This window comes from Pseudorhodoferax soli, from assembly GCF_003337555.1.
Classification (GTDB): Bacteria; Pseudomonadota; Gammaproteobacteria; order Burkholderiales; family Burkholderiaceae_C; genus Pseudorhodoferax; species Pseudorhodoferax soli.
Genome location: NZ_QPJK01000015.1, coordinates 72,106 through 96,405, shown reverse-complemented (window position 1 = coordinate 96,405; position 24,300 = coordinate 72,106). Strand labels below are relative to the sequence as shown.

The 24,300-nt window shown below is 70.8% G+C and carries 21 protein-coding genes and 2 pseudogenes; 7 read left to right on the top strand and 16 right to left on the bottom strand.

What is annotated here, in order from left to right; all coding sequences use genetic code 11:
- Window positions 1-3: 3 nt before the first annotated feature.
- Genes DES41_RS35150 through DES41_RS35140 form a run of 3 tightly spaced genes read right to left on the bottom strand, consistent with a single transcriptional unit; the run spans window position 4 to window position 2,974 of the window.
- Window positions 4-1,323 carry a metal-dependent hydrolase family protein gene (locus tag DES41_RS35150; protein WP_114472329.1) on the bottom strand — a complete coding sequence of 440 codons (1,320 nt, stop codon included), beginning with the start codon at window positions 1,321-1,323 and terminating at the stop codon, window positions 4-6.
- Window positions 1,324-1,325: 2 nt separating this feature from the next.
- Window positions 1,326-2,111 carry an alpha/beta fold hydrolase gene (locus DES41_RS35145; protein ID WP_114472328.1) on the bottom strand — a complete coding sequence of 262 codons (786 nt, stop codon included), beginning with the start codon at window positions 2,109-2,111 and terminating at the stop codon, window positions 1,326-1,328.
- Window positions 2,108-2,974 carry a fumarylacetoacetate hydrolase family protein gene (locus DES41_RS35140; RefSeq protein ID WP_114472327.1) on the bottom strand — a complete coding sequence of 289 codons (867 nt, stop codon included), beginning with the start codon at window positions 2,972-2,974 and terminating at the stop codon, window positions 2,108-2,110. Before DES41_RS35140 ends, DES41_RS35145 begins: the two co-directional genes overlap by 4 nt.
- A 162-nt stretch (window positions 2,975-3,136) precedes the next feature.
- Here DES41_RS35140 and DES41_RS35135 point away from each other — a divergent pair, with 162 nt between their 5' ends.
- The 6 genes and pseudogenes from DES41_RS35135 (at window position 3,137) to DES41_RS35110 (ending at window position 9,031) form a co-directional block, all read left to right on the top strand.
- Window positions 3,137-3,805 (top strand): TetR/AcrR family transcriptional regulator, encoded by a 669-nt coding sequence (locus tag DES41_RS35135; RefSeq protein ID WP_114472326.1) that lies wholly within the window; start codon window positions 3,137-3,139, stop codon window positions 3,803-3,805.
- 5 nt (window positions 3,806-3,810) lie between these two features.
- Window positions 3,811-4,671 (top strand): alpha/beta hydrolase, encoded by an 861-nt coding sequence (locus DES41_RS35130; protein WP_114472381.1) that lies wholly within the window; start codon window positions 3,811-3,813, stop codon window positions 4,669-4,671.
- A gap of 57 nt (window positions 4,672-4,728) precedes the next feature.
- Window positions 4,729-5,985, top strand: a complete 1,257-nt coding sequence (locus DES41_RS35125) for an MFS transporter (RefSeq protein WP_114472325.1) — start codon at window positions 4,729-4,731, stop codon at window positions 5,983-5,985.
- 745 nt (window positions 5,986-6,730) lie between these two features.
- Window positions 6,731-6,907, top strand: a pseudogene (locus tag DES41_RS35120) (MFS transporter); the annotation flags it as partial.
- Window positions 6,908-6,976: 69 nt separating this feature from the next.
- Entirely contained in the window at window positions 6,977-8,341 is a 1,365-nt protein-coding gene (locus DES41_RS35115) for a glutamate carboxypeptidase (RefSeq protein ID WP_114472324.1), read from the top strand.
- 15 nt (window positions 8,342-8,356) lie between these two features.
- Window positions 8,357-9,031: an alpha/beta hydrolase family protein gene (locus tag DES41_RS35110; protein ID WP_114472323.1), complete on the top strand. Its 675-nt coding sequence runs from the start codon at window positions 8,357-8,359 to the stop codon at window positions 9,029-9,031.
- Between the two features lie 32 nt (window positions 9,032-9,063).
- Here DES41_RS35110 and DES41_RS35105 read toward each other — a convergent pair whose 3' ends face one another.
- The 4 genes from DES41_RS35105 to DES41_RS35090 form a co-directional block, all read right to left on the bottom strand.
- Window positions 9,064-9,453 (bottom strand): RidA family protein, encoded by a 390-nt coding sequence (locus DES41_RS35105; protein WP_114472322.1) that lies wholly within the window; start codon window positions 9,451-9,453, stop codon window positions 9,064-9,066.
- Window positions 9,453-10,436: a tripartite tricarboxylate transporter substrate binding protein gene (locus DES41_RS35100; RefSeq protein ID WP_114472321.1), complete on the bottom strand. Its 984-nt coding sequence runs from the start codon at window positions 10,434-10,436 to the stop codon at window positions 9,453-9,455. Before DES41_RS35100 ends, DES41_RS35105 begins: the two co-directional genes overlap by 1 nt.
- A gap of 74 nt (window positions 10,437-10,510) precedes the next feature.
- Window positions 10,511-12,511 (bottom strand): hydantoinase B/oxoprolinase family protein, encoded by a 2,001-nt coding sequence (locus DES41_RS35095; protein WP_170168393.1) that lies wholly within the window; start codon window positions 12,509-12,511, stop codon window positions 10,511-10,513.
- Between the two features lies 1 nt (window position 12,512).
- Window positions 12,513-13,748, bottom strand: coding sequence for an NAD(P)/FAD-dependent oxidoreductase (locus DES41_RS35090; protein ID WP_114472319.1), 1,236 nt, complete (start codon window positions 13,746-13,748; stop codon window positions 12,513-12,515).
- Window positions 13,749-13,856: 108 nt separating this feature from the next.
- Here DES41_RS35090 and DES41_RS35085 point away from each other — a divergent pair, with 108 nt between their 5' ends.
- A complete protein-coding gene (locus tag DES41_RS35085) occupies window positions 13,857-14,741 on the top strand; it encodes a LysR family transcriptional regulator (RefSeq protein ID WP_114472380.1) in 885 nt (294 codons plus the stop codon).
- Between the two features lie 10 nt (window positions 14,742-14,751).
- Here the strand turns inward: DES41_RS35085 and DES41_RS35080 are convergent, their stop codons facing one another.
- The 9 genes and pseudogenes from DES41_RS35080 to DES41_RS35040 form a co-directional block, all read right to left on the bottom strand.
- Window positions 14,752-15,960 carry an MFS transporter gene (locus DES41_RS35080; protein ID WP_114472318.1) on the bottom strand — a complete coding sequence of 403 codons (1,209 nt, stop codon included), beginning with the start codon at window positions 15,958-15,960 and terminating at the stop codon, window positions 14,752-14,754.
- A gap of 103 nt (window positions 15,961-16,063) precedes the next feature.
- Window positions 16,064-17,151 (bottom strand): annotated as a pseudogene (locus DES41_RS35075) (PDDEXK nuclease domain-containing protein).
- A gap of 38 nt (window positions 17,152-17,189) precedes the next feature.
- The gene (locus DES41_RS35070) at window positions 17,190-18,551 is read right to left on the bottom strand and encodes an amidase family protein (protein WP_114472317.1); all 1,362 of its coding nucleotides are present in this window, start codon (window positions 18,549-18,551) and stop codon (window positions 17,190-17,192) included.
- Window positions 18,548-19,705, bottom strand: a complete 1,158-nt coding sequence (locus DES41_RS35065) for an ABC transporter substrate-binding protein (RefSeq protein WP_114472316.1) — start codon at window positions 19,703-19,705, stop codon at window positions 18,548-18,550. The genes DES41_RS35070 and DES41_RS35065 overlap by 4 nt, the downstream gene beginning before the upstream one ends.
- A gap of 28 nt (window positions 19,706-19,733) precedes the next feature.
- Window positions 19,734-20,453 carry an ABC transporter ATP-binding protein gene (locus tag DES41_RS35060; protein WP_114472315.1) on the bottom strand — a complete coding sequence of 240 codons (720 nt, stop codon included), beginning with the start codon at window positions 20,451-20,453 and terminating at the stop codon, window positions 19,734-19,736.
- The gene (locus DES41_RS35055) at window positions 20,446-21,219 is read right to left on the bottom strand and encodes an ABC transporter ATP-binding protein (RefSeq protein WP_114472314.1); all 774 of its coding nucleotides are present in this window, start codon (window positions 21,217-21,219) and stop codon (window positions 20,446-20,448) included. The genes DES41_RS35060 and DES41_RS35055 overlap by 8 nt, the downstream gene beginning before the upstream one ends.
- Complete coding sequence (locus DES41_RS35050) at window positions 21,216-22,181, bottom strand: branched-chain amino acid ABC transporter permease (protein WP_114472313.1); 966 nt, start codon at window positions 22,179-22,181, stop codon at window positions 21,216-21,218. The genes DES41_RS35055 and DES41_RS35050 overlap by 4 nt, the downstream gene beginning before the upstream one ends.
- Window positions 22,181-23,041 (bottom strand): branched-chain amino acid ABC transporter permease, encoded by an 861-nt coding sequence (locus tag DES41_RS35045; RefSeq protein ID WP_114472312.1) that lies wholly within the window; start codon window positions 23,039-23,041, stop codon window positions 22,181-22,183. The genes DES41_RS35050 and DES41_RS35045 overlap by 1 nt, the downstream gene beginning before the upstream one ends.
- Window positions 23,042-23,115: 74 nt before the next feature.
- Complete coding sequence (locus DES41_RS35040) at window positions 23,116-24,294, bottom strand: ABC transporter substrate-binding protein (protein WP_114472311.1); 1,179 nt, start codon at window positions 24,292-24,294, stop codon at window positions 23,116-23,118.
- Window positions 24,295-24,300 lie beyond the last annotated feature (6 nt).

The following is a 24,300-nucleotide window of genomic DNA, read 5'->3' as shown; positions in this document are numbered from 1 at the left end:
TCCTCAAGCCGCCCAGCGGTTCATGGGGCGCAACTCGCGCAGGTAGGCGGAGCCGCTGCCCTCGCGCACCGGCGGCGCGCGGTGAAATGCGCCGTCCTTCATCACGGCCAGGATGCGGGCCTTGTCCTGCAGGATGGTGATGTCGGCCAGCGGGTCGCCGTCGACCAGCAGCAGGTCGGCGTAGCAACCTTCGCGCAGGTAGCCGATCTCCTTGCCGTGCTGCATCATCGGCCCGCCCCAGGCCGTGGCCGACAGCAGCGCCTCCATGGTGCTCATGCCCACGACCTTCACGAAGTACTCCAGGTCGCGCGCGTTGGTGCCGTGCGGCGTCCAGGCAAAGCCGTAGTCCCCGCCCGGCAGGATGCGCACGCCGCGCTTGCGCAGCGCCTGCATGCTGGCCACCGCGCATTCCAGCTCGCGGTGGTAGCCCATCTTCCGGGTGACTTCGGGCGTCAGCCCGTACTCGCTGGCGTTGTTCACCGTGCGGATGAGCCAGGCCAGGCCGGGCGCCACGAAGTGCTGCATCTTGTGCGCCTCCAGCAGGTCCAGCGCCTCCTCGTCGCAGAAGCTGGCGTGGTAGATCACCTCGATGCCCAGCTGCACGCACTGCTTGATGGCCCAGGTGCTGCGCGCATGCGCGGCCACGCGCTTGCCCCAGGCCTTGGCTTCCTCGACACAGACGCGCACCTCTTCGGCCGTGAACTGGCTGCGCTCGGACGACATGCCGGTGATCGATTCGCCCGACAGGTTGATCTTGAGCGTGTCCACGCCGTACTTGGCGAACATGCGCACGCAGCGGCGCATCTCCTCGGCGCCGCTGACCACGGCGCCGAACGCGAATTCGGGCTGCGGCAGGTGCGGTTGCGTGGTGTCGCCCAGGCCGCCGGGCACCGTGATCTCCTGGCTGGCGGCCAGGTAGCGCGGGCCTTGAATAGTGCCGTCGTTGATCGCGTTGCGGATGACGACATCGAGCCGCGGCTTGGCCGCTGCGGCGCCCACGCAACTCGTCCACCCCATGTCCAGGTAGCGCTTGGCCACTTCCGCGCACCACAGGATGTGCTCCTCCGGCGGCATGCGCTGGATGGCGTCCAGGCTGGGCTGGTCGTTCCAGCTGAAGTGCGTGTGCGACTCCACCATGCCCGGCATCAGGAAGGCGCCGCCGCCATCGATGACCATGGCGCCGGCGACCGGCTGGCTGCGCTGGCCGAAGCCGGTCTTGACGACACGGTGGATGCGGTTGCCCGACACCAGCAGCTCGCCCATGAAGGGTTGCTCGCCGCCGCCGTCGAAGATGCGCACGTTGGTGAAATGGACGTCCGCCATGGCTAGCTCCTTACGCTGGCCAGGAACTCGCGCAGCGCGCGCTGGCAATCCTCGGGCTTCTCGACGGGCGTCCAGTGGCCGCAGCGCGGCAGCACCAGCACGCGCGCGCCGGCGATCTTCTCGGCCATGGCGCGCACGTTCTGCGGCGGCGCCACGCCGTCCTCGTCGCCGGTGACCAGCAGCACGGGGCAGGCGATGCGGTCGACGGCGGCTGGCTCGGCGCCGGCCAGCGCCTCGCAGCTGCGCGCATAGGCCTCGGGCTCCTGGCGCATCAGGCTCTCGCGGACGAAGGCCACGGCCAGCGGGTGCTGCTGTCGCGTCTCTGACGACACCGCCACCTGCGTCAGCTGGTCGACGATCTCGTGCATGGTGGCCACGCCCCCGCGGGCCTTGGTGGCGCGGGCGCGCATGGCGTTGCGGGCCGGCTCGGGCGGCGCCATCAGCGGGCCGAACAGGGCCAGGCTGCGCACGAGCTTGGGGTTCTGCACGGCCAGGTGCTGGGCCACGATGGTGCCCATCGAATGCCCGAGCACGTGGGCGCGCACGATACCGGCGCGGCCGCAAAAGGCCTGCACGGCGTCCACGTAGCGCTGGATCGTCAGCGCACCTTCCGCACGCTGCGAGCGCGCGCTGCCCGGCAGGTCCGGCCGCAGCACGCGGTGGCGCTGCAGCGCGGGCATCAGCGGGCCGAAGGTGTTGGCGCTGCCGCCCAGGCCGTGGATGCAGACGACGGCATCGCCCTCGCCTTCGTCCTCGGCCACCATGCGTTCGATCAGGTGCAAGCTCATTGGAACCTGTTCTCGATGGCGCCGATGCCGTCGATCTCGACCTTGAACACATCGCCCGCCTTCAGCCAGCGCGGCGGCTTGAAGCCCATGCCCACGCCCGAGGGCGTGCCGGTGGCGATGATGTCGCCCGGCAGCAGCGTGATGCCGCGCGAGCAGGTCTCGATGAGCGTGGGGATGTCGAAGATCATGTCTTCGGTCCGCCCGTCCTGGCGCAGTTCGCCGTTGACCCAGCCACGCACGCGGGTGGCGCGGCCGTCGAGCTCGTCGGCGGTGACGATCCACGGCCCCATGGGGCAGAAGGTGTCGAAGCTCTTGCCCAGGTCCCACTGCTGGTGGCGCGTCTGCACGTCGCGCGCGCTGACGTCGTTGACCACGGTGTAGCCCAGCACATGCTCCATGGCGCGACCCTTGGGAATGTCACGCCCCGGCCTGCCGATGACGATGGCCAGTTCGCTCTCGTAGTCGATCTGCTCGGTGACGGCGCGGCCCGGCAGGCGCACGGTGTCGTAGGGACCGATGACGGTCTGCGGCGTCTTGGTGAAGACGATGGGCCACTCGTCTTCTTTCGGCAGGCTGTCGCGGAACACCGTGCCAGCCAGCTCGGCCGCATGGGCGCGGTAGTTGCGGCCCACGCAGAACAGGTTGCGGTGCGGGCGCGGCAGCGGCGCACGCAGGCTGATGGCCGAGACCGGCAGGCGCGTGCCCGCTTCGCGCGGCAGCGGCCGGCCTTCGGCCAAAGCCTCGATGAGCGGGTGCACGCCACGGCTGGCGTCACCGCACGCGAGCGGCGTGGCCTCTCGTCCGTCGGGCGAGATCAGCCCCACATGGTCCGTACCACCCCAACGCCAGCTGGCAAGCCGCATCTGGTTGTCTCCTGGTGCCGCACATGTCGCAGGGCGGTGCCCTGGCTGTGAGATCGAATGTCCGTTTTAAGACAGGTGTCTCACAACGGGATGGGCGCATCATAATGAGCGGGTCTCGCCGCGCAAGACACAAACAACACACCCAGACCCGGACAAACCCGCATGGCGCGCCCCAAGTTCCCGCACAGCCCCCCTCCGCAGCCGCCCGAGCGCGGTGTCAAGGCGGCCACCTTCAAGCTGCTGCTGGAGACGGCCATGGCCATCATCCAGGACGGTGGCCACATTCCCTCCGTGGCCGAGACCGCGGTGCGCGCCAAGGTGTCGCGCGCCACCGCGTACCGCTACTTCAAGAGCCGCAGCGCGCTGCTGACCGCCGTGATCGAGGCCTCGCTGGGGCCGGTGCGCAGCCATGCGTCGGACCTGCCCGACGGCCATGCGCGGCTGCACGAGCTGTTCAAGAAGACCTTCCCGCGCTTCAAGGAGTTCGAGCCCCAGCTGCGCGCCGCGGCCCTGCTGTCGTTGGAGCAATGGGCGCAGGAGCGCGCCGGCCTGCTCGAGGAAGAGCCGTTCCGCCGCGGCCACCGCGTGCGCATCCTCGAGCACGCGCTCGAGCCGCTGGCGCCGCAGCTGCCGAAGGCGGTGTACGACCGGCTGCACCGCGCGCTCTCGGTGATCTACGGCATCGAGCCCTATGTGATCCTGAAGGACATCTGGGGCGTGAGCGATCGCGAGGTCGAGCGCACCGCGCTGTGGATGGCCGATGCCATGGTCGATGCCGCATTGCGCGAGGCCAACCCGCCGCGTGCGGCCAGGAAGAAGCCCGCACAATGACGCCCATGCCCGAACACGACCCCGCCTGGTACGACGCCCAGTACCACACCCGCGCCGCCATCCCCGAGCACCCGCAGATCCTGCAGCACTGGACGGACGCGTCCAAGGCCACGCGCGGCAAGCTGCGCGGCAAGCTCGACCTGCGCTACGGTGACGGCACCAAGGAGACGCTGGACCTGTTCCCGGCCGCGCAGCCGGACGGCGCGGCGGGCGCCCCGCTGCTGGTCTACATCCACGGCGGCTTCTGGCGCGCGCTGGACAAGCGCGACCACAGCTTCGTGGCCGAGCATTTCGTGGCGGCCGGCGTTTCGGTGATCCTGCCCAACTATGCGCTGGCGCCCTATGCCAGCATCGCGCAGATCGTGCAGCAGATGGTCAAGGCCGTCACCTGGATCTGGCGCGAGGCCGACGCGCTGGGCGTGGACCGCCAGCGCATCGCGCTGGCCGGCCACAGCGCCGGTGCCCACCTGGCCGCGATGCTGCTGGCCTGCAACTGGCGCGCCATCGAGCGGCGCATGCCGGCGCAGCCGCTGCGCGGCGCGCTGGCACTGTCGGGCATCTACGAACTGGAGCCGCTGCGCCACGCGCCCTTCCTGGCGCCCGACCTCAAGCTGACCGAGGAATCGGCCCTTCAGCTGAGCCCGGCCTGGATGCCGGCGCCCGCCGGCCCGCTGCTGGCCCTGGTCGGCGGCGAGGAGAGCGCCGAGTTCCAGCGCCAGAACGCGCTGATCCGCGCGCGCTGGGGCGAGGCCGCGGTGCCGGTCTGCGAGACCGTGCCCGGCCGCAACCACATGAACGTGCTGAACGAACTGGCCGACCCCGCCTCGCGCGCGCACCGGCTGGCGCTGGGGCTGCTGGGACTGTGATCCTTCCCGGGCTGGTGTAGGGTCCGGGCTTCGCCCGCACTCTCAGAAGAAAAAGCCATGGAGACACACAAGCCGCCGACCCCCGGCGTGGATTCGCGCTACGCCATGTTCCGGCTCGGTATCGCGCTGCTGCTGATGGCGGTCGGCAACGGGGGCATGTACGTGGTGTCGGTGGCGCTGCCCGCGGTGCAGGCCGAGTTCGGCGTGGCCCGCTCCGATGCCTCGCTGCCCTACACCTTGCTGATGCTGGGCTTCGGCATCGGCGGCGTGCTGATGGGCCGGCTCGCCGACCGCTTCGGCATCGGCTGGCCGCTGGCGCTGGGCGGCCTGTGCCTGGGCCTGGGCTACTGGGCCAGCGCCACGGCCGAGAGCCTGCTCGGCTTCGCGCTGGCGCAGGGCCTCCTGGTCGGGCTGCTGGGCTGCTCGGCCAGCTTCGCGCCGCTGATCGCCGACACCGCGCTGTGGTTCGAGCGCCGCCGCGGCATGGCCGTCGGGGTGTGCGCCAGCGGCAACTACCTGGCCGGCACCGTCTGGCCGCCGGTGGCGCAGCACTTCATCGAGACCGTGGGCTGGCGCCAGACCTACCTGGGCATGGCGGTGTTCTGCAGCCTCGCGGTGGGCGGGCTGGCGCTGTGCATGCGCCAGCGGCCGCCGGCCGTGGCTGTGGCGCCGCAAGGCACGGCCGCGGCCTCGGCGGCTGCGCTCGTGACGGGCCGACCGTTCGGCCTGTCGCTGGGCACCGCCCAGGGCATGCTGTGCGTGGCGGGCCTGGCCTGCTGCGTCGCCATGGCGATGCCCCAGGTGCACATCGTGGCCTACTGCGGCGACCTGGGCTACGGCGCGGCGCGCGGCGCCGAGATGCTGGCGCTGATGCTGGGCTTCGGCGTGGTCAGCCGGCTGCTCTCGGGCTGGATCTGCGACCGCATCGGCGGCCTGCGCACGCTGCTGCTGGGCTCGGCGCTGCAGGGCGTGGCGCTGCTGCTGTTCCTGCCCTTCGACGGCCTGGTGCCGCTGTACCTGATCTCGGCGCTGTTCGGCCTGTTCCAGGGCGGCATCGTGCCGTCCTACGCCATCATCGTGCGCGAGTACTTCCCGCCGCAGGAGGCCGGCGCGCGGGTGGGCACAGTCATCATGGCCACGCTGTTCGGCATGGCGCTGGGCGGCTGGATGTCGGGCAAGGTGTTCGACCTCACGGGCAGCTACCACGCGGCCTTCCTCAACGGCATCGCGTTCAACCTGCTGAACCTCAGCATCACGGCCACGCTGCTGTGGCGGGTGCAGCGGCTGCGGCGGTTCTCGGACGCGCCCGCGTGATTGGAGCGCTGCGTGCCGCTGCTTTGCTTCAACAGGGCAAAAATCTTGTTCAGGTCTCTCAACAGGCTCTGGGGCGTCGCAGTCGTCTCGGTTTGAACATTCCGTTTTGAAAGCCGCCGTCCTCCACGTGTAGCTCTGAGACCAGCAACGTTCTCAGCTGCCGTGCCTCGGGCGGCTCTTCATCATTCTTACAGCCAGAAAACGCGCACATCAGCAGCCCCCGTTTCGGAAGGCTGGTGAACAGCTCGACCCAGACGACACCCCCGGCGGGACCTGGCGGGAAGTAGGAGGCGCATGTTGCGAACTCTTCGACTGCGTACCTTTCAGTCCTGACTCCACCGAAGGTCCGCAGTTCGGAAACTGCCACTGTCCGGCTCTGAGGATCAATCGTGACCTCGCGCGCGTCTTGGCAGACACGTCCTCGGAAATCCCAGCAGAAGTACAGGAAAGCCCAAGTGAAAAAAAAGATCAACTCTTGCTCGAGGCCGAGCGCCGCCATCGTGACAGCTGCGACGAGTGCTACTGCTGCCAAGGAGAAGATGGCCCAATTGAGTATTCGATCCGGCTTCCTTCGGAGGACGATCAAGTTTGCTCGCATCGGTTGGCAGCTCTCAGTGAAGTTCGCATGTGATGGTAGCGATGGAACACTGGCGTCGACACGGGGGCGCTTTGGCGCATCTGGCTCAACGCCCGCCGACTCCGACGCCCGTGTCTGCTAGTGCTGCGTTCACTTGCTGCGCCGCCGATCATGGCCACGCTGTTCGGCATTGCGCTGGGCAGTTGGATGTCGGGCAAGGTGTTCGACCTCACGGGCAGCTACCACGCGGCCTTTCTCAACGGCATCGCGTTCAACCTGCTGAACCTCAGCATCACGGCCACGCTGCTGTGGCGGGTGCAGCGGCTGCGGCGCGTGGCGGCCTGAACGGCCGTGCGCAGCGCGGCGCGCAGGGGTTTTACACTGCGCGCCTTTTTCGTTTTCCAGGAGTTCTCGATGTCATTTGCCCTTGCCCGCCGCCCGTCCCTGCTGGCCGGCGCCCTGGCGTCCGCGCTGCTGCTCGGCGCCTGCGCGCCGATGCCCCCGTCGCAGGCGGCAGCGTCCAAGCCGGCCGCCGCGCCCGCAGCAGCGGCCGTGCCGGTCGACGCCAAGCTGCGTGAGCAGGCGCAGGCCGATGTCGGCCCCTACCTCAAGACGCTGGAGACCCTGGTCGGCATCGAGTCCGGCAGCCGCGACCTCGAGGGCCTGCGCAAGCTCGGCGACACCGTGGCCGAGCGGCTGCGCAAGGCCGGCATGCAGGTGGAGATCAAGCCCACGCGCGCACCCGGCTTCCACCCGCAGCTCAAGGGCGCGGAACTCGGCAGCATGGTCTACGCGACCCGCAAGGGCCGCGGCGCCAAGAAGGTGCTGCTGATCGCCCACATGGACACGGTCTACCCGCGCGGCATGGGCGCCAAGCAGCCCTTCCGCATCGACGGCGACCGTGCCTACGGCCTGGGCATCGCCGACGACAAGCAGGGGGTGGCGCTGATCCTGCACGTCGTCGAGATGCTGGCCCGCAACGGCTTCAACGACTATGCCGAGCTCGGCGTGCTGATCAACGGCGACGAAGAAGTGGGCTCGCCCGGCTCTGGCCCGTTCCTCACGGAACTGGGCGGCGCCTACGACGCCGTGTTCTCGTTCGAAGGCGGCGGCAGTGCCACGGCCCAGGGCGGCGACATGGTGCGCCTGGCCACGAGCAGCATCGCCATCGTGGAGATGAAGGTGACCGGCAAGGCCAGCCATGCGGGCGCGGCGCCGGAGCAGGGCCGCAACGCCCTGTACGAGCTGTCGCACCAGATGCTCAAGAGCCGCCAGTTCGGCGACCCGGCCAAGGGCCTGCAGATCAACTGGACCGTGGCCAACGCGGGCAACTCGCGCAACGTGATCCCGGCCGAGGCCACGGCGATCGCCGACGTGCGCTCGCTGACCAACGCCGACCTGGACCTGATGGAGGCCTCGCTGAAGAAGTCGATCGAGGACAAGCTCATCCCCGACACCAAGATCGACCTGAGCTTCTACCGCAGCCGTCCGGCCTTCGTTTCCAACGCGGCCTCGCGCGCGCTGGCGCAGCACGCCACCGGCCTGTATGGCGGCCTGGGCATGCCGCTGGAGATCCGCGAGCGCGCCACCGGCGGCGGCACTGACGCCGCCTTCGCCGGCCTGCGTCCGCGCGGCGGCGTGCTGGAGAGCTTCGGCCTGCGCGGCTTCGGCGCGCACTCCAACGACGACGAGTACGTGCTGGTGTCCAACGTGGCGCCGCGGCTGTACCTGGCCGCGCGCATGGTCATGGACACGGGCCGCGGCCAGGTGGGCTGGTAGGCACAGGGCTGGCGCGTGCAGACGCAGGCCCTGTCGCTGACCACCGCGCTGGGCCACAGCGTCGATGCGGTGGCCAGCACGCCCGACGACGCCGAGGCTGCCTATGTGTTCGCCCATGGCGCGGGTGCCGGCATGGCGCATCCCTTCATGGCGGCGGTCGCCCAGGGGCTGGCCGAGCGCCGCATCGCCTGCCTGCGCTACCAGTTCCCATACATGCAGGCCGGCTCGCGCCGCGTGGACGCAGCCCCTGTCGCGCACGCCACCGTGCGTGCCGCGGTGGCTTGGGCGCAGGCCCGCTGGCCCGGGCGCACCCTGCTGGCGGGCGGCAAATCCTTCGGCGGGCGCATGACCTCCCAAGCCCAGGCCACCCTGCCGCTGTCCGGCGTGCAGGGCCTGATCTTCCTGGGTTTTCCGCTGCACCCGGCGGGCCGGCCCGGTGTGGAGCGTGCCGCCCACCTGGCGGACATCGATCTGCCCATGCTGTTCGTCCGCGGCACGCGCGATGCGCTGGCCGAACCGGGGCCTTATGCCGAGACGGCCCAGCGGCTGGGCGGCATCGCCACGCACCTCGGCATCGCCGAAGCCGACCATGGATTCCAGGTGCTGGGGCGCAGCGGGCGCAGCGACGGCGACGTGATGGAAGAACTGCTGGACGGCGTGTGGGCCTGGGCCCAGGCCTGGCGGCTCTAGGAACGCGACCCCGGATAGACCGTGAACACGTTCTAAGCCGCAGGCCGCACGGCGACGGCCTCGATCTCCACCTTCACGGGTGCGATGAGCCCGGCGATCACGGTGGAGCGTGCAGGCGCCTGGTCGGCCGGAAAACGTTCGGCGTAGGCCGCGTTGAAGGCGGGATAGTCCGCCGCGTCGGTCAGCCAGACGGTGGTCTTGACCACGTCCTCCAGCGTGCAGCCCGCGTCGCGCAGGATGCGTTCGATGGCGTCCAGCGTGGCGTGCGTCTGGCCTGCGATGTCGGGCGCGGCCGGGCCGGCCGGCGTCATCGGCACCTGGCCGGAGACGAACACCAGCCGGTCCCAGGCCACGGCGGCCGAGATCGGCTGGCGCTGGCCGGCGCGCACCACCGCGCCGATGCGTTCGATCGGCCCTTCCATCAGTCGGCCTTGGCCCCGGACACCTTGACGATGGCCGACCACTTCTTCACGTCGGCCTCGATCAGGCTCTTGAAGGCGGCCGGCGTCGTGCCCTCGATCAGGAAACCGCGCGCGGCGAAGAAGTCGGCGATCTCCGGCGTCCTGACGGCCTTGTTGACCTCGGCGCTGATGCGGGCCACCAGATCCGGCGGCGTGGCGGCCGGCGCGAACAGGCCCTGCCAGGACAGCGCCTCGAAGCCCGGGTAGCCGCTCTCGGCCAGTGTCGGCACCTTGGGCAGCATGGGGTGGCGCTGCTTCGAGGTCACGGCCAGCGCGCGCAGCTTGCCGGCTTCGAGCTGCGGCATCACCACCAGCAGGTCGCCGAACGTCGCCTCGATCTGCCCGCCCATGAGGTCCTGCAGCATGCCCGCGCTGCCGCGGTAGGGGATGTGCACCATCGAGGTCCGCGTGGCCTGCTTGAACATCTCGCCCGTCAGGTGCATGGAAGTGCCGTTGCCGGCCGAGCCATAGCTGATGGAGCCCGGCCTGGCCTTGGCCAGCGCGATGAACCCGGCGATGGTGTCGGCCTTGACCGCAGGGTTGACGGTGACCACCAGCGGCGAGCTCACGACCATGGACACGGGCGCGAAGTCGCGCAGCACGTCGTAGGGCAGCTTGGGGTACAGCGCCTGCGCGATCGCGTTGCTGCCCGTCACGCCCATCAGCAGCGTCATGCCGTCGGGCGCGGACTTGGCCACGTAGTCGGCGCCCACCGTGCCGCCGGCGCCGGCGCGGTTCTCCACGATGACGGTGTGGCCGAGCGCGACCGACAGCTTCTCGCCGATGCGGCGCGCCAGCAGGTCGGTGCTGCCGCCGGGGGGGAACGGCACGACGATGCGCATGGTCTTGCCGCCCTGGGCCTGGGCGAGCAGCGGTGCAGCGGCCAGGGCGGTGCCGGCGCCAAGGCGGCGCAGGGACTGGCGGCGGGAGATGGGCTGGGTCATGGAGCACTCCGGAGATGGAAAGGGATCAGGGCGGCCAAGCAGGAACCGTGCAGGGCGGGCGGCATGCGGTGGCCTCATGCGCTGGCCTGTGCCGGGGGCTGTCCCCAGCCGCCGCCGCCTGCGGTCTCGATGACGAGCCGGTCGCCGGCCTGCCACTGCGCACGGGCCTTGGCGGGCAGGGGCTCGACGCGCCCGTCGGCGCGTTCGATGCGCGCCGCGGCGCAGGCGCCCGGCAGGCCGCCGGCCGCGCCCTGGGGCGCGATGCCGTGGCGTTCGCCGCGGTAGGAGATGCTGCCGCTGCCGTGCAGCAGGCGGTAGACGCGCACCACGCCGTCGCCGCCGCAGTGGCGGCCCGCGCCGCCCGAGCCCGCGCGCACGGCCACGCGCTCCACGCGCAGCGGCGCCTGGGCCTCGATGGCCTCGGCCGGCGTGCTGCGCGCGTTGCCCACATCGGTGGACACGCCCGAGCCGCCCGGCCCCGTGGGCGCGCCACCGGCCGCCGAGGCGATGATCTCGGTCAGCAGCCAGGGCGTGCCATCGGGCCGCGTGCCGCCCAGCGAGAGCACCACGGCCTCGCCGGCATTGGGCGCCGGCATGCGCGCCGGCAGGGCCTGCGCCCAGGCACCCAGCAGCGCGTTGGCCAGCAGCTTGACGAGGTTGGTGCGCGCGTTGACAGAGGCCGGAAAGGCCGGGTCGACGATGCTGCCGGGCCGCGTGCGCAGCGTGAGCGGGGCCAGGCTGCCGTCGTTCGGTGCGGCCTGCGGCGCGAGCATGCGCGCGAAGTAGGCCACCGCGGCCTGCACGGCGCCACGCGCGGCGTTCACGGGCCCCTGGGTCTGGTCGGCGCAGCCGGTGAGGTCGAGTTCGGCCGCATCGCCGCGCTTGCGGATGCACACCGCCACGCGCACGGGCGCGGCCGTGATGCCATCGCCGTCCAGCGCGTCCTCGAAGGCGTAGTCGCCGTCGGGTGCGGCCGCCAGTGCGGCGCGGGCCGCGGCTTCCGAGGCGGCCAGCGCGGCAACGCAGTGCGCGGCCGCACCGGGCGTGCGCTGCCACAGGTCGGCGAGTTCCTGCGCGCCCTGCGCAAGGCAGGCCCATTGCGCGGCCAGGTCGCCCTGCAGGTTGTCGGGCATGCGGCTGTTGGCACGCAGCAGGCGCAGCAGCGCGGTGTCGATCTGGCCGGCGCGGACCAGCGGCGTGGGCGGGATGCGCAGGCCTTCCTGCTGGATGCTGCTCGCGTGCGTGGGCACCGAGCCGGGCGCGATGCCGCCCACGTCCTGGTGGTGCAGCACGCAGGCCACGAGCGCCACCGTGCGGCCGTCCACGCAGACCGGGCGCACCAGCGTGAGGTCGGGCAGGTGCGTGCCGCCATGCCAGGGGTCGTTGAGCAGGTAGCCGTCGCCCTCGGCCATGCTGGCGGCGGGGTAGAGCGCGAGCAGCCCGGCCACGGCTGGCGACAGGCTGCCCAGCAGCAGCGGCAGCGTGCGCGCCTGGGCGACGAGCCGGCCGTCCGGCAGGAACACGGCAGCGGCGCAGTCCATGGCCTCGCGCACCACGCTGGAGACGGCCTCGGCCACCAGGCGCTGCTGCATGCGGTCGGCCAGCGCCTCCAGCTGCTGCGGCAGGCCGCACGCGCGCGCGGGCTCTGCGGCCGACGCCGGCGCATCCAGGCCCAGCGCCTGCACGGTCGCCAAGGTGCGCTCGTACTCGCCGTCCTGCGGCAGCACGGCGTGCGAGCAGGCCACGGGCATGCCCGGCCACAGGGCCGCGATGCGTTGCGCCAGGGCGCGCTCATGCGCCGGGTTGCGGTGGGCGAACAGCAGGCAGACCGCGATGCCGGCGGGCGGGCGCGGCAGTGCGGTCAGCGCGTCGAGCACGCCGGCCAGGTCCAGTGGCTCGACCTCGGCGCCGGTGGCGTCCATGCGCCCGCGCGCTTCGATGCGCCAGGCGGCCGGCAGCAGCTGTGGCCAGGGCGAGGCGGGCACGTGCAGCGCGTAGGGATCGCTGCGGTTCTGCCGCGCCAGCGTCAGCACGTCGGCGAAGCCTGCGGTGCAGACCAGTGCGATGTCCTGCATGTCAGAACCGATCGGGCCGGAACGGCGCGAGGTTGACCTGCGTGGGCCGCCCCGCCACGAGGTGCGCCACCTCGCGCCCCGTGCTCGCCCCCATGCACATGCCCATGTGCCCATGGCCGAAGGCCAGCCAGGCGTTGTCGGCACTGCGCGCGCGGCCCACCACGGGCAGGCTGTCGGGCAGGCAGGGCCGGTGGCCCATCCACTGCGTTGTCTCGCTGGTGTCCAGGTGCGGGAACAGCTGCTGGCCCAGCCGCAGGAGCGCCTGGGCACGCTCGTAGCGCGGTGGTGCCTTGAGGCCGGCGAACTCCACCGTGCCGGCCAGCCGCAGGCCCATGGCCATGGGGTTGACCATGAGGTTGTTCTCCACGGCCATGACGGTGTGGCGCAGCTGCAGGTTGGAGCTGCGCACGGTGACGTGGTAGCCGCGCTGCGTTTCCAGTGGCACGCGCGAGCCCAGCTGCGCCGCGAGCCGGCCCGACCAGGCCCCCGCGGCCACCACCACGCCATCGACGGGCAGGCTGGCGCCTTCGTCGGTGCGTACGCCGGTGACCCGGCGGCCCTGCCGCTCGAAGCCGGCCACGCGTTTGCGCAGGTGCACCGCGCCGCGCGCCATGCAGTGCGCGTGCAGCGCCTTGACCAGGGCCGAGGGGTCGGTCGTGGAACCGTTCTCGGGCGCCAGGATCCCGAAGCGAAAGCGCCCCTTGAGGTCGGGCTCCAGCTGCTCGAGTTCGTCCCGTTCCACGTCGCGCATCTGCACGCCCAGCGAGCGGCGCAGACCCATGCCCCAGGCCCACTGCGCGGCCTTCTCGCGCGAGGAATAGACGTAGAGGCAGCCGCTGCGGCGCACCAGATCGGTGGCCTGGGCGTCCTGCAGCAGCGGGCCGTAGCAGTCGAAGATGGGCACGAGCAGGCTGCGCAGTGCGGTGGCGATGCGCGTCACCTCCTCGCGCGAGGAATGCCGCAGCATGCGCACCAGCCAGGGCAGGACCACGGGCGCATGGCGCCAGCGCACCGTGAGCGGCCCCAGCGGGTCGAGCAGCCAGCTGGGCACGCGCTTCCACATGCCCGGCATGCCCACCGGCAGGCAGGCGCTCGGCGAGAGCGAACCCGCGTTGCCGAAGGAACAGGCTTCGCCAGGTTCCAGCGGATCGAAGAAGGTGACCTGGTGACCGTCGCGCTGCAGCCAGGCGGCCGTGCAGCTTCCGACGATGCCGGTCCCGATGACGGCGACATGCATAGGGCGCGGATTGTGGAGGGCGCCAGGCCATCAGGCCAACGAATTCCCTTGATCGACGCATCAGGTTTTCTGATCCATGGCCACGCCCGGCGCCACAATGGTGCGCACATGAACCTCACCCTCCGCCAGATGCGTGCGTTCTCGGTCGTGGCGCGCAGCGCGAGCTTCACGCTGGCTGCGCGGCAGCTGAACCTCACGCAGTCGGCGGTGAGCATGCTGGTGCAGCAGCTGGAGGACGAACTCGGCGTGAAGCTGTTCGACCGCACGCGCAACGCCGTCACCTTGACCGAGGCCGGCCAGCAGCTGCTGCCACTGGCGCGGCGCATGCTCGACGACCTGCGCCAGATCGAGGAAGGCGCGGGCGACCTGCGCTCGCTCAAGAGCGGCGTGCTGCGCGTGGTGGCACCGCAGCTGATGGCCTGCACCTGGGTGGCGGGCGTGCTGGCGCGCTTCGAGCGCGCGCATCCCCAGGTGGGCCTGCGCATCGTCGACGGCTCGGCCGGCGACATCGTGGGCACGGTGCGCCGCGGCGACGCGGAGCTGGGCATCGGCCCGGAACGCGCCACCGGCGAGGACGTGACGCGCAGCTTCCTCATGCACGTGCCGATGCGCCTGGTCTGCGCCGCCACACATGCGCTGGCGGCGCGCGAGGCCGTGCAGTGGCGCGAATTGCAGGGCGAGCGCTGGGTCGTCTACTCGGGCGACTTCAGCCGCTACGTGGAGGAGCGCCTGCACGCGCACGATGCCTCGCTGTCGATGCAGACCGCCACCGAGGTGCGCTACCTCACGACCGCGCTGGCGCTGGTCGGTGCCGGGCTCGGCGTGGCCATGGTGCCCGACTACGCGCGCAGCTTCGCGGCCAACTTCGGCATCCGCTTCCTGGCGCTGCGCGCGCCGGCGCTGAACCGCGAGTTCTTCGTCTACCAGCGCCGCAGCCTCGCGCTGTCGCCGGCGGCCCAGGCCTTCGCGCAGATGCTGCGCGAGCAGGCGTAGCGCTGCGGCGTCAGCGCGGCACGCGCGCCGGAATGAAGTGCGCCAGCACGCCGGCCGCCGCGAAGGCCACGAGGCCGATGGCGGCGATGCCCCAGCCCAGCGACAGCGCACCGGCCAGGAAGGACAGCAGCGCCGGCCCGCTGGAGGAGCCGATGTCGGCCATCAGCCGCCACACGCCGAGGAAGTGCGCGCGGCCATGGCGTGGGGAGTGGTCGGCGCCCAGCGTCATGATCAGGCCCGAGCCGATGCCGTTGCCGAAGCCGATGGCCAGCGCCGCGACCAGCAGCGTGTTGAAGCCCGCGGTGAAGGGCATCGCCAGCATGCCCAGGCCCATGATGACCATGGACGGCACCGCGACCCAGCGCCGGCCCTTGAGGTCCATGAGCTTGCCGGCCGGGTAGAAGACCAGCATGTCGATGCCGCCGGCCAGGCCGTAGACCAGCGAGGCCACGGCCGGCGCCAGCATCAGGTGGTCGGCCCACAGCGGGATCACCACCTGGCGCGAGGCGCGCACGGCGCTCAGCAGCGTGACGCCCAGGCCCAGCGTGAGGAAGGTGCGGCGGTGGTCGCGCAGCATGGAGGCGATGCTGGTGGCCGCCGGCGCGGCCTGGCCGGGCGGCGGCGGGGGCACTGGCAGGTCGGGCACGCGCGAGCCGAGCGCCGCTGCGGCCAGCACCCCCGCGATGCCGACACCGAAGGCACCCGGCAGGCCGAAGGCGTGCACGGCCGCCGCGCCGAGGAACGGCCCGATGAACATGCCGATGCGCATGACGCCGCCCAGCGTGGACAGCGCGCGCGCACGGTAGTGCAGGGGCACGGCCTCCGTCATGTAGCTCTGGCGCGCGAGGTTGTAGACCGCCTGCGACATGCCCACCATGAAGCAGCCCAGCGCGAAGAGCGCCAGGTGGCCGGTGAACACGCACAGCGCCATGCCGACGGCGCTCCAGAGCCCGGCGGCGACGATGGCGCCGCGCTCGCCCCAGCGCATGGTGATCAGCGAAGCCGGGATGTTGGAGAGCAGCGAACCCAGGCCGATCAGCGTGACGATCAGCGCGGCCATGGGCACGGAGCCGCCGAGCTCGCGCGCCATGAGCGGGATGATGGGCAGGATGGCGCCCTCGCCCAGGCCGAACAGCAGTGAGGGGCCGAAGGCGGGGATGGCGATGCTGCGGAAGGAGAAGTCGGGCGGGGAGGCGGGCGCGGCGGGCGGGGCGGACATGCGGGAGTGGGCTGGGCGGGCCGAAGGGGACGGGGAGCGAGCCGCGATTGTGGCGCCGCCTGGATCGGCCTGTGGTGCGCTCAGGCTCTGCGCCGTGCAGCGCTCAGGCCGTGCGTCGCTTGCGCGGGCGCTTGGGTGGCGGATCGGCTGGTGCCACGTCGGGCGCGCTCAGCGCATAGAACTCGTGCAGCTTCGCCGCCAACAGCTGCCTGTCGGGCAGCTGCGTCTGGTACTGCGCCACCAGCGCGGGCGACAGCGTGCGGCTCAGGGCGTACTCCACCACCTCGGCGTCCTTGCTGGCGCACAGCAGCAGGCCGATGGCCGGGTTCTCGTGCGGCTTCCTGACGTCGCGGTCCAGCGCTTCCAGGTAGAAGTTGAGCTTGCCGAGTGCTCGGGTTCGAAGCGGTCCACCTTCAGCTCGATGGCCACCAGGCAGTTCAGGCCGCGGTGGAAGAACAGCAGGTCGAGTGCGAAATCGCGTCCACCCACCTGCAAGGGGAACTCGGAGCCGACGAAACAGAAGTCGCGGCCCAGTTCGATCAGGAAGCTGCGCAACTCGGCCAGCAGGCCGCGGTGCAGGTCGGCTTCGGTGTGGCCAACTGGCAGGGCCAGAAACTCGACGGAGTAGGCATCCTTGAAGGCACTCATCGCCGCTTCGCCGTGCAAGTCACTCACCGGCGGCGAGAGTTTTGGCGGTGTCAGTACCGCCTGTTCGAACGCGGCCAGCCGGAACTGACGCTCCAATTCACGTTTGCCCCAGCGCTGTTGTGCAGCCATGCGCAAGTAGAACTCACGTTCCTCTTGTCGTTTGCACTGGGTCAGGATGATCAGGTTGTGGGTCCAAGGCAAAACTCTCACCATTGGTGAGAGTTTCTCGTCGTCCCGGTAGGTTTCATAGAACTGCCGCATGCGCCACAGGTTCTGCGGCGAGTAGCCCCGTGCGCCGGGTGCGCGCTGCGCGATGTACGACGCCAGTTGCACCACGGTGCCCTTGGCCCATCCGTCTGCCTCGATCCGGAGGTGCAGGTACTCGCCCAACTGCCAATACAGATCGACCATCGTCGAGTTGACGGCTTGGTAGGCGCGCTGGCGCGCCCGTTCGATCAGCCGCACCACTTCGGCGAAGGCCGATTCCACCGGTAGAGACGCGACTGCACCGGGGTTCTTGGATGCCGGTTTGCGGGGACACATCGTTGGATTGTCATCCACCAGCGTTCCGCCAGCCCGCTTCACCCCGCCGCCAGCATCCCTTCGACCAACCGCCCCGCATGCAGCACCAGCTCATCCGCGTAGCGCCGCCCCACCACCTGAACGCCGAACGGCAGGCCCTGCGCATCGCGGCCCAGCGGCAGGCTCAGCGCCGGCTGCTGCGTGAGGTTGAACGGGTAGCAGTAGCCGTTGCCGGCGAACCAGTTGCGCGGCTGGGTGTCCGGTGCACCGGGCAGCAGGGGCGCCACGGTCGGGGCGCTGGGTGTCAGCAGCACGTCGATGCCGGCGAACTGCTGGGCCAGCGCGCCGGCCAGCCCGCGCAGCTGGGCGCGGGCGCGCGCCAGCCGCGTTGGCGAGAGATCGGCGCCCTGCTCCCACAGGCGCTGCAGCGCCGGGTCCAGCGCCGCGCGCTGTGCATCGGTCCAGTCGACGAAGGACTCGTGCACGCGCGACTGCCAGACTGTCCACATGGCATCGGCCGCGTCCAGGCCCAGCGGCGGCAGCGCCACCAGCTGGTGGCCGGCCGCTGACAGGCGCTCGACCAAGGCCTGCAGCGCCTGGGCGATGGCAGGCTCCAGCGCGGTGGGCGCACCCAGCGCCAGGCTCCAGCCGATGCGCAGCTGCGCCGGCCGCTGCGCGGCCCCGCGCGGATACAGCGAGGCCGGGTCGCGCGGGTCGGGCTGGGACAGCACGGCCATGGCGCGCGCGCAGTCGGCCACGCTGCGCGTGAGCGGGCCGAAGTGCGCGAACTCGGCGAAGGCGCTCTGCGGCGCAGCCGGGATCGCGCCGAACGTGGGCTTGAAGCCCACCACGCCGCAGTAGGCGGCCGGAATGCGCACCGAGCCGCCCGCATCGCTGCCGATGGCCAGCGGCCCCCAGCCGGCCGCCACCTGCGCGGCGGCGCCGCTGCTGGAGCCGCCCGCGCTGCGCGCCGGGTCACGCGGGTTGCGCGTGGTGCCGGCGTGCGGGTTGTGGCTTTCCGTGGCCCAGCCGAATTCGGTGGTCGTGGTCTTGCCGAACAGCACGGCGCCGGCGGCGCGCAGCTGCGCCACCAGCGGTGCGTCCTGCGCCGCGGGTGGTTCGCCGGCCGTGGCCAGCGAGCCGCGCCGCGTGGGCCAGCCAGCCACCGGCAGCAGGTCCTTGATGGATACGGGCACGCCATCCAGCGGGCCCAACGCGCGGCCGGCCCGCCAGCGCGCGGCCGAGGCCTGCGCCTGGGCCAGCGCGCCTTCGGCGTCCAGGTGGCAGAAGGCGTTGAGGCCTCGCGCGTCGGCGTTCACCTCGGCCAGCAGGGCCTGCAGCACCGCCACAGGCCCGTGCACGCCGCGTGCGTAGGCGGCGGTCAGCGCGCCGATGTCCAGCTGCAGGGCCGGGGTGCTCATCCCTTGGCTGCCGGGTAGGTCTCGAACTCCACGTTGGCCAGCACCTCGCCGACCTTCTCGACGCGGCGGATGTACTGGTCCTGCACGATGTCGCGCGTTTGCGCGTCGATGGCGATGCGGCCGCGCGGGCTGTCCAGCTGCAGGCCCTGCATGGCCTGCAGCAGGGCGGCGCCGTCGGCCCGGCCGCCGGTCTTCTGCAGCGCGGCGTAGATGGCGGCCAGGCCGTCGTAGGCGGCCACGGCCATGATGGTGGGCCTGGCCCTGGCGTCGCGCTGGGCCTTGAAGTCGCGCACGAAGCGCGCGTTCAGTTCCGACTTGTGGTGCATGGAGTACGGGTAGACCGTGGTCAGGCCCAGGGCGCGCTCGCCGATGGTCTCGATGATGGCCTCGTCGACGATGTCGCCGGTGCCCACCAGCTGGATACCGGCCTGCTCCAGGCCCTTCTCGCGGTACTCGCGGATGAAGGCCGGGGCCACGTCGCCGCCGTTGACGAAGGCGAACAGCAGGTCGGGCTTCGCATCCTTCACGCGCTGCATGTAGGGCGAGAAGTCCAGCGTGACCAGCGGCGTGCGCACACTGCCCACGATCTCGCCGCCCGCGGCCTTGTAGGCGGCCAGGAAGGCGGCCTCGGCGTCGTGGCCGGGCGCGTAGTCGGCCACGATCACATAGGCCTTCTTCGAGCCCTTCTGCGCGGCCCATTGGGCGATGGGCGGCACGGTGCGCGGGTAGTCGAACGAGGTGCGCACCATGAAGGGCGACTTCTCGGTCAGCTTGGCGGCGGCCGCGTTCATGACCACCATGGGCACCTTGGCCTGCGTGGCGATGGGCGCGACGGACAGCGCGTTGGGCGTGAAGCCGAAGCCGGCCAGCACGCTGACCTTGTCGCGCACCACGAGTTCCTGCGCGAGCCGCTTGGCCAGCTCGGGGTTGGGGCCGGCCACGTCCTTGACGACGATCTCGACCTTGCGCCCCGCGACACTGTCGCCGAACTGCTTCTGGTAGACCTGGATGCCGGCCAGCATCTGGCGGCCGAACTCGGCGAAGGGACCGGACATCTCGGCGACGAGGCCGATGCGGACGGGATCCTGCGCGAACGCGCGCGGCAGGGCGAGGCCGAGCGTGCCGGCGGCGAGGAGGTGGCGGCGATGGAACATGGGAAGACTCCAGGAAAAAGGGGCGTGGTCAGGCGGGCTCTTCTTCGATGCCGACGCCGAGGAACTTGTCGAGCAGGGGCTGGTCCGCCGCCAGTGCGGCGCTGGGGCCGGCGTGCACCACGGTGCCGCGCTCCAGCACGATGGCCTGGTGCGTCATCTCGAGCGCGAGCACGGGGTGCTGCTCGACCACGATGGAGGCCAGGCCCTCCTGTTCGCAGAGCCGGCGGATGGCTTCGGCCAGCTCCTCGACGATGATGGGCGCCAGGCCCTCCATGGGCTCGTCGAGCAGCAGCAGCAGCGGATTCGTCATGAGGGCGCGGGCGATCGCCAGCATCTGCTGCTCGCCGCCCGAGAGCTGGTTGCCGTAGTTGGCGCGGCGCTCGCGCAGCCGCGGGAACAGGCCGTAGACACGCGTGAGGTTCCAGGCGCCTGGCCGGGCCACGACCGTGAGGTTCTCCTCCACGGTCAGCGAGGGAAACACCTCGCGCTCCTGCGGCACCCAGCCCAGTCCGGCGCGCACGCGCTGGTGGGCCGGCAGGCGCGTGATGTCTTGTCCGCGCCAGCGGATGGCGCCGCCCGTCACGCGGGTGTTGCCCATCAAGGTCTCCAGCGTGGTGGTCTTGCCCACGCCGTTGCGCCCCAGGATGGCCAGGCTCTCGCCCGCGCGCAGGCTGAAGCCCAGGCGGTGCAGCACCACGGCGTTGCCGTAGCCGGCCGTCACGCCGTCGAAGGCCAGCAGTTCAGACATGGGTGGCCTCCTTGCGGATGTTGACGTGGGTCTTGCCCAGGTAGACCTCGCGCACGCGCGGGTCGCGGCCGATCTCGGCCGGCGTGCCCTCGGTCAGGATGCGGCCGGCCACCAGCACCGAGATGCGCCGCGCGAAGCGGAACACCAGGTTCATGTCGTGCTCGATGAACAGCACGCTGATGTCGTCGGGCAGTTCGGCGATCACGTCGAACAGCTCGCCGCTCTCGTCCACGGGCACGCCCGCGGCCGGCTCGTCCAGCAGCAGGATGCGCGGGCGCGCGGCCAGCGCCAGCGCGATCTCCAGCAGCCGCTGCTTGCCGTAGGCCAGTTCGGCCACGGGCGTGTTGGCCAGCGCGTCCAGGCGCAGGCGCCGCAGCAGCGCGTGGGCTTCGTCGAACGCGGCCGTGCTGCGGCTGAACGGGCGCCACCAGGTGGCGCCCTGGCCCTCGCGCTCATGGATGGCCAGCACCACCGACAGCAGCGGCGTGAGGCTGGCGAACAGCGTGTTGATCTGGAAGGTGCGCGCCAGGCCTTGGCGGGCGCGCCTGTCGGCGGGCCAGGACGTGATGTCTTCGCCGTTCATGCGGATGCTGCCGGCACTCGGCTTGTAGATGCCCGTGAGCAGGTTGATCAGCGTGGTCTTGCCCGCGCCGTTGGGGCCGATCAGCGCCTGGCGTGCGCCGGGTTCCAGCGTGAGGTTCACGTCGGCCACGGCGTGGAAGGCGCCGAAGCTGATGCCCAGGCCACTCGTTTGCAAGGCGGTCATCGCATGTGCTCCTGCGTGCGGATGCGGCGCGACAGCGCGCCCATGATGCCGCCGCGGCCCAGCATGACGGCCGCGATGAGGAAGATGCCGAGCCAGAACATCCAGTACTCGGGGTTCAGGTCGGCGAACCAGTCGTGCACCAGCATGTAGACGATGGCGCCGACGAGCCCGCCGTACAGCCGGCCCGTGCCGCCCAGCACCAGGATGATCAGGATCTCGGCCGAGCGGTTGAAGCCGATGGACTCGATGCCGACGAACTGCGTGGTCTGCGCCAGCAGCGCGCCGGCCACGCCGGCCACGGCCGCCGAGAAGCCGTAGGCCATGCGCAGCCGCGACTCCACCGGCGTGCCGATGGCCAGCATGCGCTTGCGGTTGTCGTGGATGCCGCGCAGCGCCAGCCCGAACGGCGAGCGCAGCACCAGCCGCACCAGCAGGAACATCGCCAGCACGACGACGAAGGCATAGCCGAAGGCCGTCTTGCCGAACAGGTCGAACTCGAAGATGCCCAGCACCGGCTTGACTTCCATGCCCTGCAGGCCGTCGCTGCCGCCGGTGATGCCCGACAGGCGGTTGGCCAGCTCGGCCAGCAGCATGCACACGCCGATGGTGATCATCAGCCGCGTGAGGTCGGCACCGCGCACGATGAGATAGCTCAGCGCATAGCCCAGCCCCCCGGCCACCACCAGCGCGGCCAGCAGGCCGCTGAACGGCTCACCCCAGCCGTGCTTGGCCAACAGGCCGGCCGTGTAGGCGCCGGCCCCGAAGAAGGCCGCGTGGCCCACCGTCAGGATGCCGGCGTAGCCCAGCGCCATGTCCAGCGCCACGGCGAACAGGCCGAAGATCAGGATCTGGCTCAGCAGCGTGAGGTGGTTGGGCGCGAGGAAGAAGCTGGAGGCCAGCGCCAGCCAGAAAGCGATCTCGGCCATACGCAGCTGGCCCGGCGAAAGAGTGATGGGTTTCATCATGCGAGGCCCTTCTTCGGGACGATGCCGTTGGGCCGCAGCAGCAGCATGCCGATCATGAACACGTAGATCAGGAAGGCGCCGGCCTCGGGCAGGTAGTACTTGCCCGCCACGTCGACGATGCCGACCAGCAGCGCGGCGATGAAGGGCCCGGTGATGGTGCCGGCCCCGCCCACGCAGACCACGATCAAAAAGTACACCATGTACTTGAGCGGGAACGAGGGCTCCAGGCCCAGCATGCCGAGGCTCAGCGCGCCGCCCAGGCCCGCCAGGCCGCAGCCCAGCGAGAAGGTCAGGAAGAACAGGCGCTGCACATGGATGCCGGTGCCGCCGGCCACGCGCTGGTTGTCCACCGCGGCGCGCACCATGGCGCCGTAGCGCGTGCGGCCCATGGCCAGCAGCAGCACGGCCAGCACCACCACGCCGCAGACGATCAGGAACATGCGGTAGCGGCTCAGCTCCAGCCCCGCGACCGGGAACTGCCCCTGCAGCGCCGGCGGCAGGTTGAACGCCAGCATGGTCGGCCCGAAGAAATACGTCAGTGCCGCGATCGACACGAACACCACGCCGATGGACAGCAGCACCTGGTCGAGCGGGTGCGCACGGTACAGCCGGCGGTAGAACGCGAACTCGAGCACGGCACCCATCAGCGCCGCCGCCACGAAGGCCGCGGCCAACGCCGCCGCGTACGGCAGGCCCAGCTGGTTCATCAGCACGGCGGCCGTGTAGCCGCCGACCACCGCGAAGCTGCCGTGCGCGAGGTTGACGAAGTTCATCAAGCCCATGGTGATGGACAGGCCCACCGCCATGAGGAACAGGAGCATGCCGTAGGCCACTCCGTCGAAGAGGACGATACCCATTGGATTCCCGATGCGGGGCGCACGGTGTCCGGGTGGACGCCGTGTGCCGAGGTCAGCGCTTGGCGGGCGCAGGCTTACTTGGCTTCCTTCGCCGGGTCCTTCACGCGGTCGAACTTGTCGAACTCCACGTTCACGAGCTTGCCATTGGCCTTCTCGGTCTTGCGGATGTAGACGGTCTGCACGATGTCGCGCGTGGCGGCGTCGATCTCGATGGGGCCGCGCGGGCTTTCGAACTGCAGGCCCTTGAACGCCTCCATCACCTTGTCGCCGCTCGCGTCGCCACCGGTCTTCTTGAGCGCAAGATCGATGGCCGACATCGCGTCGTAGGCCGTCACGGCGAAGTAGCTGGGCCGCATCGTGGTGCCGAACTGGGCTTCGAAGTCCTTGACGAACTTCTGGTTCTTGGCCGATGGGTGGGCGAACGAGTAGTGGTGGCTGGTGACCAGGCCCAGGGCCACGTCGCCGGTGGCGTCCAGGTAGCTGTCGTCGGTGGCTTCGCCCGTGGCATAGAGCTTGATGCCGGCCTCGTCCATGCCGCGTTCCTTCCAGACCTTGAGGAAGGCCGGGGGCATCACGCCCGAGGGGAAGAAGAAGAACACCGACTGCGGCTTGGCGTCCTTGATGCGCTGCACGTAGGCCGAGAAGTCGGGGTTGTTCATGGGTGTCTTCAGCTCGCCCACGACCTTGCCGCCACCCTCTTCGAAGGCCTTCTTGAAGGCGGTTAGCGAATCGGTGCCCGGCGCATAGTCGGCCACCACCACATAGGCTTCCTTGGTGCCGTTCTTGAGCATCCAGCGGGCCATCGGGTCGGACACCTGCTGCACCGTGAACGACAGCCGCGCCACGTAGGGCGAGGCGGCGGTGATGCCCGAGGACGATGCGTTCATCACCACGGTCGGAATCTTGGCCTGGGTGGCAACGGCCGCCACGGCGTAGGCGTTGGGGCTGAAGTCCAGGCCCGTGAGGATCTGCACCTTGTCGCGCACGATCAGCTCCTGGGCGATGCGCTTGGAGGCATCGGGGTTGGCGCCGCCGGTGTCCTTCTTCACCACTTCCACGGTGCGGCCGGCGAGCTTGCCGCCGTGCTCCTTGAGGTAGAGCGCCACGCCCGCGTCGAACTGGCGGCCGTAGTCGGCGTAGGGGCCGGAGTAGGTGCCGATCAGTCCGATCTTGAGCGCGTCCTGGGCCTGCGCGGCGCCGCCGATGCAGGCCAGTGCGGCCAGGGCGAACAGAGTGCGTTTGGTCATCTTCATCGTGGG

Bases quoted from the DNA above. Each gene is read 5' to 3' on its own strand.
- DES41_RS35090 (WP_114472319.1), bottom strand. From the start codon at position 13,748: ATGCATGTCGCCGTCATCGGGACCGGCATCGTCGGAAGCTGCACGGCC.
- DES41_RS35105 (WP_114472322.1), bottom strand. From the start codon at position 9,453: ATGGAAGGGCCGATCGAACGCATCGGCGCGGTGGTGCGCGCCGGCCAG.
- DES41_RS35085 (WP_114472380.1), top strand. From the start codon at position 13,857: ATGAACCTCACCCTCCGCCAGATGCGTGCGTTCTCGGTCGTGGCGCGC.
- DES41_RS35125 (WP_114472325.1), top strand. From the start codon at position 4,729: ATGGAGACACACAAGCCGCCGACCCCCGGCGTGGATTCGCGCTACGCC.
- DES41_RS35150 (WP_114472329.1), bottom strand. From the start codon at position 1,323: ATGGCGGACGTCCATTTCACCAACGTGCGCATCTTCGACGGCGGCGGC.
- DES41_RS35045 (WP_114472312.1), bottom strand. From the start codon at position 23,041: ATGGGTATCGTCCTCTTCGACGGAGTGGCCTACGGCATGCTCCTGTTC.
- DES41_RS35055 (WP_114472314.1), bottom strand. From the start codon at position 21,219: ATGACCGCCTTGCAAACGAGTGGCCTGGGCATCAGCTTCGGCGCCTTC.
- DES41_RS35100 (WP_114472321.1), bottom strand. From the start codon at position 10,436: ATGACCCAGCCCATCTCCCGCCGCCAGTCCCTGCGCCGCCTTGGCGCC.
- DES41_RS35145 (WP_114472328.1), bottom strand. From the start codon at position 2,111: ATGAGCTTGCACCTGATCGAACGCATGGTGGCCGAGGACGAAGGCGAG.
- DES41_RS35135 (WP_114472326.1), top strand. From the start codon at position 3,137: ATGGCGCGCCCCAAGTTCCCGCACAGCCCCCCTCCGCAGCCGCCCGAG.
- DES41_RS35115 (WP_114472324.1), top strand. From the start codon at position 6,977: ATGTCATTTGCCCTTGCCCGCCGCCCGTCCCTGCTGGCCGGCGCCCTG.
- DES41_RS35050 (WP_114472313.1), bottom strand. From the start codon at position 22,181: ATGAAACCCATCACTCTTTCGCCGGGCCAGCTGCGTATGGCCGAGATC.
- DES41_RS35095 (WP_170168393.1), bottom strand. From the start codon at position 12,511: ATGCAGGACATCGCACTGGTCTGCACCGCAGGCTTCGCCGACGTGCTG.
- DES41_RS35140 (WP_114472327.1), bottom strand. From the start codon at position 2,974: ATGCGGCTTGCCAGCTGGCGTTGGGGTGGTACGGACCATGTGGGGCTG.
- DES41_RS35080 (WP_114472318.1), bottom strand. From the start codon at position 15,960: ATGTCCGCCCCGCCCGCCGCGCCCGCCTCCCCGCCCGACTTCTCCTTC.
- DES41_RS35040 (WP_114472311.1), bottom strand. From the start codon at position 24,294: ATGAAGATGACCAAACGCACTCTGTTCGCCCTGGCCGCACTGGCCTGC.
- DES41_RS35065 (WP_114472316.1), bottom strand. From the start codon at position 19,705: ATGTTCCATCGCCGCCACCTCCTCGCCGCCGGCACGCTCGGCCTCGCC.
- DES41_RS35070 (WP_114472317.1), bottom strand. From the start codon at position 18,551: ATGAGCACCCCGGCCCTGCAGCTGGACATCGGCGCGCTGACCGCCGCC.
- DES41_RS35130 (WP_114472381.1), top strand. From the start codon at position 3,811: ATGCCCGAACACGACCCCGCCTGGTACGACGCCCAGTACCACACCCGC.
- DES41_RS35060 (WP_114472315.1), bottom strand. From the start codon at position 20,453: ATGTCTGAACTGCTGGCCTTCGACGGCGTGACGGCCGGCTACGGCAAC.